Below are 12,572 nucleotides of genomic sequence, written 5' to 3'. Positions count from 1 at the left end.
CAGGGTAATATTCAGATTACACCATACGAATTGAGTAGTCAAATTTTTTGGAGATATATTTCTTTTTACTATTGTATTTGCCGGCTCAAATCCGGCTCATCGTCGGCGTATGGGTAAGCTTGGGGGGGGGGGGGACCATGACATTGGAGGAAATCGCCGGAAAGAAATTCCTTATTGCGGTGCCGGTATGTGAAACCCTGGAAGCGACACTGACAATTGTTCACAGCTATCTCGGACTCCACCCGGCGGGCTTCATGGTGGGAGTGGGGGGACGCCTTCCGATTCTGAACACTCCGGCCTCAGATCCCTGTGTTGATTTTCAACGGCTCTGTGATTTTATTGACCGTCTGAAAAAGTTGTATCCGGAAGGCATAATCGCAGTGGATGCAGAAGGCGGGAATCTGTTCAATATTCTCAACGGGATCAGTCCGTTGAAAACCGCCGGGGAATACCGGGGCTGCAGAACCAACAGGGACGGGAAGCAGGAGCTGAGCTGCCGGTTCAACGACCATGTAAGGGAACATGCCCGGCTGCTCGCCCAGGCAGGGGTGAATCTGAATTTTGCACCCCTTCTGGATGTTCCCCGGCAGGGATACCGGGGCTACACCGCAGCCGACGGCCGCAGCATCTCCGATATGCCTGATGAGGTTATCTGGTACGCCCGGGAATTTATCAGGGTTCACGGGGAGGCGGGGATAGTCTGCAGCGGGAAGCATTTTCCCGGGTACGGGCATCTTTCTGTGAATCCCCACGCCAGTCTCAGCAACGAGGCAAACGCCTGGGAGGAGAGCAGGGATCTGCTGCCCTACAGGCAGCTGATCAAAGAACATACGCTTGAGGCGGTGATGACCGGGCACAGCACTACGCCGTATCATCCCGGCATACCGGCAACCCTGGCTCCGGAATCCCGGCGCCTGCTGCGGGGGAGGCTGGGGTTTACGGGAATCAGCATCGCCGACGAGCTCTTTATGGGAGCCCTGAATGAGTATTACCGCAATCCCTCTTCCGGGAGAAGCGACGGTGATCCCCTGGGAGAATCCAGAGCGGTTGATGCCTGGCGAAATAACGATCTGATAATTGTCAGTTATCCCGTGCAGGAGGCAGACGGTACTGTACGGGGAGTTCCCGGAGGGGAGAAGCGCCTTTTCAGAATGAGCGAAGCCGTATGCCGGGCTGTTTCTTCGGGACTACTGGGTCCCGGAGACTGGGAACCCGGTCTGAGAAGACTGAACCTGATATTTCAAAAAACCGGGAAGTAAATGTTGATAACTATACCTAACGGTGCTATACATAGAACTGCGAGGTAATATGAACCCTTCCAAAGAACTGGTGGCTGCTTCATCGGTTTCCCTTGTACTGTCCATCCTTTCCGCAGGTGATTCCTACGGCTATGAAATAATCAAAACCGTGGACCGAATTTCCGGCGGCGCCTGGAGCTGGTCCGAGGGGATGCTGTATCCGGTTCTTCACAAGCTGGAAAAGAACGGATGGATCAGCTCCTATTGGCGCCGGGGAACCGGCAACAGAAGGCGAAAGTATTACCGTTTGGAGCAGGAGGGCAAACGTGCACTCAAGGCGCAGAAGGCTGAGTGGCTTAAGGTGCACTCTATTCTCATGAACAGCTGGCCGGATGAGGAGGAGCTGTGAATATTCGGGATGAAATACAATTGTGGCTTGGTGAAATTGCCCATCGCAGCGATCTGAATCAGGAGGATCAGGTAGAAATGGAAGCCCATCTTCTTGATTCCGCTGAAGAGCTCATGGCAGCCGGACTCAGGGAGGATGAGGCGTATCTAATTGCACTCCGGCGTTTCGGGAACAGCCATGACATTATTCTGGCACAGCATGAAAGAAGTACCCGGCGCCTGTGGAAGCAATTATACCGGGGTGAGGACGAATCACAGGATGCGGACGGGAAGTCAGTGTTGAGGCGGGAAAATATTCTTACCGCAGCTTTGGTTTTTTTATCCGGAGTTCTTGCTCTTATCCCCGGCATGCTTGGAAAGGGGCTGAGCAGCGGTTCCCCGCTGTATTTTATGAATGCCGGTTTTTTTATAATTCCGATTCTGGGAATCTATTATCCGGCGAGGCGGCGGATCAGGGGGGAGCAGATCGGCAAAACATGGCTGCTTCCCCTGGTTCTCATGCTCCTGCCGATGGCAGTGAACCTCTATCCCTTCCAAAAATGGGGGCAGACTCAGGTTATCGCCATCCTTCACCTGCCCCTGGCTCAGTGGCTGGTGCTGGCTCTTTTCCGTAATCCCCGGTGTCTGTACGATCCCCGGGACCGGCTGGATTTTATCCGCTTCAGCGGCGAGACGGCGGTGTATTCCGTGCTTGTGGGGCTGTCGGGACTGCTGCTTGTACTTCTGAGTGCAGGACTGTTCAGCGTTATCGGCGTGGATATTGAAGCCGTTCTCGAGCAATTTATCGTGCCTCTGCTTTTACCCGTTACCCTCTTTCTGGGAACCATTCTTGCTGAGAGGAAGAAATCTCTGGTGGAAAATTTCGCACCCATTCTGGCACGGCTCGTTTCACCGCCTCTTCTCCTGGTGCTTCTGCTGTTCACGGCCTTTTTTCTCAGCAGTACAGACGTTCTAGAAGCTGATCGGGAGCTGCTGATTATCATGGATATTATGCTGCTGGCGGTAATAGTGGTGGTGATCTATTCGGTGAGCGTTCGCTCGGAGTTGCGTAAGGATCCGTTTCAGGACTGGATCAATTTTCTTATTGTGATATGTGCATTGCTGCTGAACCTTATTGTTCTCAGTTCGATGGTGTATCGCCTTGCAGAATACGGGGTTTCGGCCAACAAGATCACCTCACTGGGTTCCAATGTTCTGCTGACAGGAAATCTGTCTGTGCTGCTTCTGTATTTTCTCAGGAAGATACGAAACGGGGTGCCCGGAACCGGGCTGCTGTCGATACAGGGAAGCTATTTTGCGGTCTATTACGGCTGGTTTCTGATTCTGATCATGGGTTTTCCGTTGATATTCGGGTTTGCCTGAATCAGGCCGGAAAAAGAACCGTATTTTTCTGAACAACATCACCATGCTGGAGTGGATATGAAAAACGATAATCGGGGAACACCCGGGCATATCGGGATAATAATGGACGGCAACGGACGATGGGCGGAGTACCGGGGTTTGAATCGCAGCGCCGGACATAAAGAAGGCTTGGTGGCCGCCAAAAACATTGTGAAACAGGCCCGTGACTCGGGGGTGAAATATTTAAGTCTCTACACTTTTTCCACCGAAAACTGGAGGCGCACCGAAGATGAGGTTAACTTCCTCATGGGGCTGATCAAAACCAGTCTGAAGAAAGAGTACCGGTTCTACCGCGAGAATGAAATCCGGGTGCTTCACTCGGGGGATCTGAGCAGACTTCCGGAGGACATTCGAAGAGAAATATACGACGTGGAGCATGACACCCGGAATTTTGGAAAACTCACGGTCAATCTTGCGATTAACTACGGCGGGCGGGACGAAATTATCAGGGCAGTTCAGTCGGCTCAATCCGACGGTATCAATCTTATCGATCTGAATGAGCGGCGGATTACCCGGTATCTGGATCAGCCGGAGCTGCCGGATCTTGATCTGGTAATCCGAACCGGTGGAGAGCAGCGGCTGAGCAATTTCATGATCTGGAGGGCCAGCTATGCCGAGCTCTATTTTTCGCCCACGTTCTGGCCCGATTTCCAGGCGGCGGAATTCAGAGGGATCCTGGAGTGGTACCGGGGACGTCAGCGGCGGTTCGGAGGAACCGGCTGACAGAACATTCGTCCGATGGGAAATACTGATCCTCTATGCTGCTGATCTCCTTCGATTTCTGAGAATGAGGAACAGAAATCCTGCCAGAATCAGTGCGTAATGGCACATGAGGGAGGGCATGGCCCTCTGCAGACTGGTGAAAATCAGCGCCGTTACCAGGCTCGGCAGCATGAATCCCAATACCCCCAGCTGAAAATACCGGATGTTTTTCAGGCCGAAAGAATCTGCCCCACCAATCACTCTGCGTGGAAAAAAGAAGGGCAATATGATCAGCAATAGCACTCCTGACTGGTAAAAAACGGCGTACAGCCATCTTCCCGGTTCGCTGTTGGTATACACAGCAATGACTGTGTCGCAATGAGATAGAATGACCGAAGTATCAAAAAACGCATACCATACGGAGAACGCCAGGCCGGCAAGAACGTAGATCCCGGCGATAATTCGGGAGGAAGCACGGGGAATCGCAAGAGCGAGGAATACCAGTCCCAGCGGTGGAAGCCAGGTGATATCGATAAAAGCCGCCCGGGAAAACATTCCGCTCAAGCCGGGGCTGCAGTTCAGTGCTTCAAGGATCTGATAGCCTGCAAGGAGCATCAAAATGACAATTATGCTCCAGTCGGCTGCCTGCTTTTTCTTTATCAGCAGAATTCCATACAGGGCTGCGGCAATTTCAAGGGTGGCAGTGATAATCGACAGAAGGGGGGAGTAGTTCATTGCATCAGTATATCTACTCGGAACCGGTAATACCAGACTCCTGCTTTTGCTCACGCTTATCCCGGTACATTCGGGTATCCGCCGCATCCGTCAGCTCACCAATGCTGCTTCCATCCCGTGGAAAAAGTGCAGCCCCCATGCTTACGGAGACGGTAACCTGAACTCCGTTGAATTTCAGGGGGAATTTCAGCTCTTTGCGAAAACGTTTCATGGCAAGGTTCAGTTCATCCTCCGTGCTGATATCCGAGAGAAGCAGCATAAATTCATCTCCTCCCGTGCGAAATGCGGCTTCTGAAGACCTGCAGTTTTTTTTCAGCAGATACCCGATGCTCCTGAGCACCATGTCTCCCGCCTTGTGGCCGTAATTGTCGTTCACCGGCTTGAGATTGTTCACATCCAGGAGTACCAGCGCAAATGCGGATTTTTCTCTTTCTGCTCTGGCGATGAGAGTTGAAGAGTAGGAGACAAAATATCCTCTGCTGTGTAATCCGGTGAGGGCATCAAAAATTGCCTGCTCACGGAGCCGGCTTCGTGTTGAGAGAAGCAGGTACATGAGAAATCCGAAACCCAGGGACAAGAGTAATGCGGCAACACCTGAGAGGATGGATGACGGGGCCTGATTCGACCAGCCGTCTTCAGGCATGAGGGCCAGCGACCAGCTTGCATTGAGTATTCCGATTTCAGCCACCAGGGGATCTCTGTCCAGAATGCCGGCATCGCCGTAAAAACTTTCTTCGGGAAATTTCTCTTTGAGAAACAAGGCATACTCGATGCCCATTTCTTCCCCCCGGGTATCGATCTGACGGAATACCTGACCTGCATCCAGCACAATACCCAGCTGCCCCCAGTATTCCCCGTTCACCTGGATCGGGCTTCGCACGATCAGCCCCCTGCCGCCCTGGAGAAGATTTACAGGTTCGGTGATGGCTGCCTTACCGGTCTCCTTGACATAGAGAACGGAAATTCGTTGTTGCGGTACCAGAGCCAGGTTGTTTCCGATGGCGCCTTCGTTGCCCCGGCGTGGATAGGTCCACACTATTGTGGTGTCCTCGATGACACTAACGCTGCGGATATTACCTTCCTGACCTTGCAGAAGCTTGTCGAGGAATTCCCGGGTACCCGGGGAATCCGGTCCTTCATTGAGTTCCAGCCATGCACGAAAACCTTCCAGGCGTTGAACGTTGGTGAACAGAAGCTCTTCAATTTCAGATTGAAAGCTGATAACGGAGTTATATTCCCCAAGGCGTTCGGAGGCCAGGTTTTGCTGAATACGGCTGCTTATGAGAACTGCAAACACACCGAACAGCACCAGGGTTGCCGTTGCTGAGACAAGAAGCGGTCGCTTTAATACTCTTTCAGGTTTGTGTGCATTCATAGTTCTGCTTCAATTTTAGTATAGGCCGGCACACAAATGTGCAGGAGTTCTTATTTTCTCCGGAGGAGACTTCCAAGACCCCGGATTATTTTTCCGTTCAGCAGGAGAATCAGACTGTCCACTGTGTGCATGGAGATTTTATCTCCCCCCATCATGCCCAGGTTTTTCAGGGGCATCTCCCGGATCACGGCCTGCATCATGGCGATTGACTTCTCGTCCGCATCCTGACTCATCATACGGCTACCTTCTCTCATTACTGCCTTGTACAGAATACGTCCGATGAACGTGCGTGTTGTTTCCTCCAAGGTGGAATTCCGGGTGAAACCTTCCCGGGTATCCCAATGGGGAGGAGGAATCGGGCGTCCCAGCAATTTTCGGAATGGGGACTCAGGTGAAATATCGTGAAACAGCTCCGGGGCGGGGGAGAAGAATTCGGGAATCCGATTTCTCAGATCTGCGGCCCATTGGGAAGGGGTTTGGGTGGAGTCGATCCGGATGGTTTCCCGGAGCCTGATATCTGCCGATGATGCGGCGATGCGGATTTCGTAGTTTCCGCTTTCCACCATCCAGTCACCTGCGCCGGGGTCCCAGTATGCGAATGATCTGTCGTCCAGGCGAAACTCCACGGTTTTCTCCTCTCCGGGTGCCAGTGAGACCTTGGAAAAGCCTTTCAGCTCCTGTTCCGGCCGGAAAACCGATGATGATTCACTGTGAACATAAAGCTGGATTACCTCTTTTCCATCCCGTGAGCCCGTGTTGGTAATGCGGCACTGTACTGTCCGTCCTGTTCCCCGGCCGGTGATTTTCAGCCCGTCATAGCTGAACCGGGTGTAGCTCAATCCGTGACCGAAGGGAAACAGCACAGGTTTTCCGGTGCCTGAAAAATATCTGTACCCCACATAAAGGGAGTCTGTGTATACGACTGACGCGCTTCCTCCGGGAAACTGGGCGGAGGAGGGAACATCCTGGAGTGAGAGAGGGAAGGTTTCAGCCAGCTTTCCCGACGGGTTTGCCCGCCCGAAGATAATGTCTGAAATTGCCGAGCCCCAGGCCTGACCACCCAGGTAGCTTTCCAGCACCGCCGGTACGGAATCCAGCCAGGGCATGGTTACCGGCGATCCGTTGGAGAGAACCACAGCGGTCCGTGGATTCACCTGGGCAACTGCGGATATGAGATCGTTGTGACTCCGGGGCATGCTCAGATGTTCACGGTCGAACCCCTCTGATTCCGAAATTTCCGGAAGGCCTGCGAAAACAATAACGGTATCTGCCGCCGCAGCAGTATTCACCGCTTCCTGAATCAACCTGGAATCCGGTTCTTCATCGGCGGGATCATACCCCGGGGCATAGAGAAGCTGCATGTCACCGCCCAGTTCCCGGGAAATGGCATCGTAGGCGCTATCCAGCTGCCGGGGATTGATCAGAGAGCTTCCGCTTCCCTGATACCGGGGCTCTTTGGCGAATGAACCGATGAGTGCCAGTTTGGGGCTTTTGTGCTCCTGAGAGCCGTGTTTTTCCTCAGTCCTGAAGTCCTCTGAATTCAGGGGAAACAGCTTGTCATTCTTCAAAAGTACGGCGGATTCGGATTCCGCTTTCTGTGCAAGCCGATGATGGGCGGCGGCATCATAGGTGAATTCTTCCTGCAGGGCCGTGTGGGTTTCAAGCACCACCTTCAGGATGCGGTCCACGGCGTCGTTAAGGCTGTTTTCAGAAAGGGTGCCGTTTTGCACCGCCTCTACCATCAGATTATCGTTGTATCCGCCGCTGGCCGGCATTTCCAGGTCCAGACCGGCATTCAGACCCGCAACTCTGTCGTTTACCGCCCCCCAATCGGTTACCACAAAGCCTTCAAAGCCCCATTCTTCCTTCAGAATTTCGGAAAGAAGCCGGTGATTCTCGCTGCAGAATGCTCCGTTCAGCTTGTTGTAGGCGCACATCACCGTTTTGGGAGAGGACTCCTTAACGGCGGTTTCAAACCCTGCAAGATACAGTTCTCTCAGGGCCCGTTCATCCACCACCGCATCGATGATCATTCTCCTGCGTTCCTGATTGTTGGCAGCAAAGTGTTTGAGAGATGTGCCCACACCCATGGATTGAACGCCCCGAATCAGGGATGCTGCAAGTTTTCCTCCCAGATACGGATCTTCAGAGAAATACTCAAAATTCCGCCCGCAGAGGGGCGAACGTTTAATATTGACCCCGGGTCCCAATAAAACGGCAACATGTTCCTGCCGACATTCTTCTCCCAGAGCGTTTCCCACTTCGTTGAGAAGCTGGGTATCCCAGCTTGAAGCCATGGCTGAGGCGGTAGGAAAACAGGTTGCCGGCACCGAGCCGCCGATCCCGATATGATCGGCGGAGGACTCCATTTGCTTCCGCAATCCGTGGGGGCCGTCGGCAACCATAATGGCCGGTACGCCCTTTGATTCAAAGCTCTTTAAATTCCAGAAATCCTTCCCTGAACAAAGAGATGCTTTTTCCTCAAGAGTAAGGGATGAGCGTATTTCCTGTATGCTTTTCATGGACGGCCTCTGTTGGGTCTGATATTCCCCATATAATCCGGGGTGCGTTCATGAACATCATCCTACTGAATGGCCAAGCTGTCAATTTTTCCTGATGTACGAAAGATATAACTTCTCACAGGAAACCGGGGCCGGGAACCGGGACTTCATTCATGAACCTGAGCGATCCTCGGGGAGTGCTGCAACTGAAGAGCTTACTCTTCCGTCCAGAGAGTCCAGGGGCAGCCAGCCGATTTTGCCGTCAGGAAATCTGAAACCCATGGCGTTGCTGCGAAGAGCCGTGAAACGTACACCCGGATGATGCCGTTCATTCAGGGTGGAAACAAAAAGCGGACCCGCAGTATAGCTTCCTTCCCATGGGACGGTCTGAACCGGTTTTTGTTGTTCCGTAAGACGCCGTCCCTCATAATCCCGTCGTGCCGGGGAAGGCGGCAAAGCTGATCGCCCAGCGGGCTGGAAAAATAATTCAATGGATTCGCTAAAGGCCACCTGATCCCCGGGTTGGAAATCCGGGTAATCATCCGGAGCCGGCAGCTCGGGCAATTGATCTACCGGAGAAATAAGGAAATACCAGGGATCCAGAGGACGTCTCCAGCTTCTGTCATAAATTCCGAAGTGCAGATGGTACGGACCTCCAAGGGCGTTTCCGGTATTCCCGTTACCCCCTATTTCAGCTCCTCTGGCGAGGGTGTCCCCGGATGAGATGTCAGCATAGCTGTCCAGATGGGCATAATAGTACAGAAGCCCACGGTTCTCATCCCGGAGGCTGACCGATTTGCCTCCAAGATCCCGTTCTCCCACACGCAGAACCTCCACTTCAGCCGGGGTGAGCAGAGGCCTGCCCCGGGGTGCGATAATATCGATTCCATGATGCACCCGTCGTCCGCCATCCCTGCCGTCACCGAATACGCTGATTACATCGCCGACACCTGTATTTTCCACAGGCCATGAGAGGCTGGCGGAGGATTGAAAGGTGACGGTGAAACTGCCCCCTTCCAGGAGCCGGGGCTGAATCCGTATGAGATAAAATCTTGAAGAACGGGGCTCAAATTGAATTTCTGCGGCGCCGGTGAGTATCTCTGCCTGGGTGCTCCCGGCCTCGCTGCTTCCTGAAGCCAGCTGATTAAAGTCCAGTTCTGCCCAGTTTTCCTGTTCGCCGGAATTCGGAATATAATCCCCGGGCATACCGAAGAGATCGAGAAAATATCCGGTTTCCTCCGGGGCTTCCACGGAAATTGAGATCTGCTGACCCCGCACCCCTTCAATGAGATAAAATGCTGAATCGGGAACTCCGGGATCGAAGTAACGAATCTCCCGCTCAGGAAGCAGTGTCAAGGGCATAGGGTTCTCCGAAGGTGTTCCCAACCGGATCCATTCCTCGCCCATGGCCGTGTTGGAGAGGTTCAGACCATCCAGCGCCCGGATGTACTCGGCATGGGAGTCATCCGGCCGGTATGCGGGGGGGACCTCTTCACTTCCCCTGCAGGCGGCGGAAAAAAATCCTGCGGCTAATAAAATGGAAATGATCAGGTATATTTTTTGCTTTTTCATTTCTAAAAGATAGCGATTTGGTCAGAAAAACGGCAATATTCTTGCATGGAAATTTTGGATACGGATATTGACGGGGATTGTTGGAAAAATCTGTCGTAGCTTGCAGAATTTGGTATGATATAGGGATCGGTGGTTTGATCAGTAGTTTTGATCAGTTGCTTTAATCAGCTGCTTTAAGCAATGGTCTCGCGCCGGGATACTACCAGCGGTTATTGGAGAGGTTCTTTTGTCGAAAAAAAAGTATATCCGAAAAGCTGTGTATCGCGTTTTCGGCATCCTGTTCACGATTGTGGGGCTGGTGGGAATAGTACTTCCGGTAATACCCACAACAGGTCCGTTGATCCTTGCCAGCGGGTTTTTTATCCATTCCAGTCCTGGACTTCATCGCTGGCTCAACGGGAATAGAGTTACCGGTCCGTATATCCGGGCTTACACCGAGAAGCGGGGGCTGAGTCTCCGGAGAAAGCTGGGAACTATCGCATTTTTGTGGTTTGGATTAAGCGTATCCGCCTATATCATGCGGGACAGTACCTGGGTTCTGCTTCTTCTCGCTGCGGTGGGTGTGGGCGTAAGCATTCATGTGGCCACGATCCGTGGGGAGGTTCCGTTTGGTGCGGACGCTGATTCGTCTTCCTCAGCGGAAATCAAGGGGGATGTGAGCCCGGAGGGTGAGAGCATTGAGGAGGAAATCAGTGAAGCAGAGGGTAAGGATCTTGCATGAATCCGGGGAGCCTGGACACCATTCTATGGTTCTGTGAGTTCCCGTATCTCCATGGGAAGGTGAATACGCAATAATCTGCCTCCTTCTTCTCTGTTCATAATTTCCAGGCTTCCCTGCAGCACCGCCCGGATGATGGTATTGGCCTTATGCAATTGTACCCTGAAACCTTCCCGGGTAATGTCATTTACATCAGAGATTGACTGGGGAGTCAGAATTTCCCTTCGCTCAGCATCGCTGATAAACGTACCGTTATCCTGTATCTGAATATTGATTTCCCGTTTTTCCGGAATGTTCTCCAAGGAGATATTTATGGAGATCGCCGCATCTTCCCGGGTATCTTGAATCAGAATATCTGTCAAAATTGTTTCCAATACTTCACCCAGAGCCGGTCTGAACGACCTGATAACCAGAGGACTGCTCTGCTCAAGGTGAAGAGAGGGATATCCGGGGATCATGGAGTTTCGGACCCGTTCCACAACCTCCCGTAACAGCTCAACCACGTCCACTTCGCTTTCTTTCAGCTGTTGGAGATCTAGGCTTGCTGATTTGAGGACATCCATAATATTAATGAGCCGGTACATGTTGGAGAGAACGATCTGGTTCATGTCGGCGGCATTTTCCAGCAGTCTCTCAAATTCACTCCGGCTCAGCTGATTGGATAGCAGCCGGGTTTTCATCTCACGTATAGAGCTGCTGAGACTGTCGGCGGAGGTAAGTGCGCTTCCCAGGGGGGTATTCAGTCGGTGAGAAAGGCTGATGATCAGTTTGCCCACCGCAGTGGCCTGCCGGTTTTCCAGGAGTTTCTCCTGGGTGACTTTCAGCTGATTGCTCCGTTCGTTGATGGTAGTCTCAAGAGTATTTGTATGATCCCGGATTGTTTCCAGGAGCCGGGCGAATGAATTTCCCAGTAAGCCAATCTCATCATTTTTTGAGCTGGAAAAATCCATGCTGTAATTCCCGTCCGCAGCTCTGGAAGCTGCGGATTCCAGCCTCCGCAGAGGATGGAGAATGATTCTGTTCATCAGTACACCAATGGCAAGATAAAACAGCAGTACGGATATGATGAACATCACAATAATTCGGAATATGGTATTTTGCATGGTAATGGGAACTTTATCTATGTCTACCATGGAAACAAAAAACCATCCCAGGTCGGCTATGTACTGCAGTCCTGCGACATAGTTTTCACCCTCCGGTCCCGATCCATTGAGAATCAGTGTTTCACCAGGACTGCGCTTGAGAATTTCCATGCGGGCTGCAAGACTTGTATCAAAAGATATCAAATCTGTAAGAAGTATTTTTTCTTCGGGGTTTTCCTGGTCGGTATTTGCCTGTGTTATCTTCTCATCAGGATGGTAGACGATTGCAGATCTATCATCAATGATCACGGGTATGTGCCCCTGAATCCTGGATTCCGAGAGATCCCCGGCAAACCGGGTCAGGGGGAAGGTGGTTCCCGCCACTCCCGCTATCCTGTCGTCCACGTACACCTGCATGTTCACCCAGATATTTCGTGAAGGGAATTCGCGGTTGGTATCGGGATTGAGCTCATACCGGTTCCTGTCATCATTCAGTGTACGAAAAAACCAGGCGTCCGCCGGATTATCTTCCCTGAGGATGTATTTGTGAGCCTCCGTATATTCAATGGAGGGTCCGTTCATGTACATTTGACCGGTTTCTTTTACTGCGATAAATACCGTTTTGCCGGTGCTTTCCTGCCTGATATTTTCCATATCTCTGAAAAAGAGTTGAGATATTTCCTGGTTCTCGGGTGTTTGCATCCAGGCTCCCGTGAGGCTGGACTCTGCCAGTCTCCGGGAGAGGATGATCTCTTTATTCAGATTTCTCTGCAATTGGGCGACGATTATTTCACTTTGGTCCCGGGAAAAGCGCCTCGCGTATGTATTTTTAGTTTGGGA

At 52.2% G+C, this 12,572-nt stretch carries 10 protein-coding genes; 5 read left to right on the top strand and 5 right to left on the bottom strand.

Annotated features, from left to right (window positions below; all coding sequences use genetic code 11):
* Positions 1-137 precede the first annotated feature (137 nt).
* From L21SP2_RS17705 to uppS, 4 genes are read left to right on the top strand one after another with little or no spacing between them, the layout of a single operon-like run.
* Positions 138-1,259 carry a glycoside hydrolase family 3 N-terminal domain-containing protein gene (locus L21SP2_RS17705; protein ID WP_024269618.1) on the top strand — a complete coding sequence of 374 codons (1,122 nt, stop codon included), beginning with the start codon at positions 138-140 and terminating at the stop codon, positions 1,257-1,259.
* A gap of 49 nt (positions 1,260-1,308) precedes the next feature.
* Positions 1,309-1,647 carry a PadR family transcriptional regulator gene (locus L21SP2_RS15940; RefSeq protein WP_024269617.1) on the top strand — a complete coding sequence of 113 codons (339 nt, stop codon included), beginning with the start codon at positions 1,309-1,311 and terminating at the stop codon, positions 1,645-1,647.
* A complete protein-coding gene (locus L21SP2_RS15935; protein ID WP_024269616.1) occupies positions 1,644-3,008 on the top strand; it encodes a permease prefix domain 1-containing protein in 1,365 nt (454 codons plus the stop codon). The genes L21SP2_RS15940 and L21SP2_RS15935 overlap by 4 nt, the downstream gene beginning before the upstream one ends.
* Positions 3,009-3,065: 57 nt before the next feature.
* A complete protein-coding gene (gene uppS / locus L21SP2_RS15930; protein WP_024269615.1) occupies positions 3,066-3,770 on the top strand; it encodes a polyprenyl diphosphate synthase in 705 nt (234 codons plus the stop codon).
* A 33-nt stretch (positions 3,771-3,803) separates the two neighbouring features.
* On the opposite strand, the gene L21SP2_RS15925 is transcribed toward uppS, so the two are convergent.
* The 4 genes from L21SP2_RS15925 to L21SP2_RS17700 form a co-directional block, all read right to left on the bottom strand.
* Positions 3,804-4,484 (bottom strand): hypothetical protein, encoded by a 681-nt coding sequence (locus tag L21SP2_RS15925; protein WP_024269614.1) that lies wholly within the window; start codon positions 4,482-4,484, stop codon positions 3,804-3,806.
* A gap of 13 nt (positions 4,485-4,497) precedes the next feature.
* A complete protein-coding gene (locus L21SP2_RS15920; RefSeq protein ID WP_024269613.1) occupies positions 4,498-5,859 on the bottom strand; it encodes a diguanylate cyclase domain-containing protein in 1,362 nt (453 codons plus the stop codon).
* A gap of 50 nt (positions 5,860-5,909) precedes the next feature.
* The gene (locus L21SP2_RS15915) at positions 5,910-8,381 is read right to left on the bottom strand and encodes a glycoside hydrolase family 3 C-terminal domain-containing protein (protein WP_024269612.1); all 2,472 of its coding nucleotides are present in this window, start codon (positions 8,379-8,381) and stop codon (positions 5,910-5,912) included.
* 150 nt (positions 8,382-8,531) lie between these two features.
* Positions 8,532-9,932, bottom strand: a complete 1,401-nt coding sequence (locus L21SP2_RS17700) for a M23 family metallopeptidase (protein WP_024269611.1) — start codon at positions 9,930-9,932, stop codon at positions 8,532-8,534.
* A gap of 226 nt (positions 9,933-10,158) precedes the next feature.
* Here L21SP2_RS17700 and L21SP2_RS15905 point away from each other — a divergent pair, with 226 nt between their 5' ends.
* Entirely contained in the window at positions 10,159-10,653 is a 495-nt protein-coding gene (locus L21SP2_RS15905; RefSeq protein ID WP_024269610.1) for a YbaN family protein, read from the top strand.
* A 23-nt stretch (positions 10,654-10,676) separates the two neighbouring features.
* On the opposite strand, the gene L21SP2_RS15900 is transcribed toward L21SP2_RS15905, so the two are convergent.
* Positions 10,677-12,434 (bottom strand): HAMP domain-containing protein, encoded by a 1,758-nt coding sequence (locus tag L21SP2_RS15900; protein ID WP_169730503.1) that lies wholly within the window; start codon positions 12,432-12,434, stop codon positions 10,677-10,679.
* Positions 12,435-12,572 lie beyond the last annotated feature (138 nt).

Source organism: Salinispira pacifica (assembly GCF_000507245.1).
GTDB lineage: Bacteria > Spirochaetota > Spirochaetia > DSM-27196 > Salinispiraceae > Salinispira > Salinispira pacifica.
This window is presented reverse-complemented; position numbering and strand designations above follow the sequence as displayed.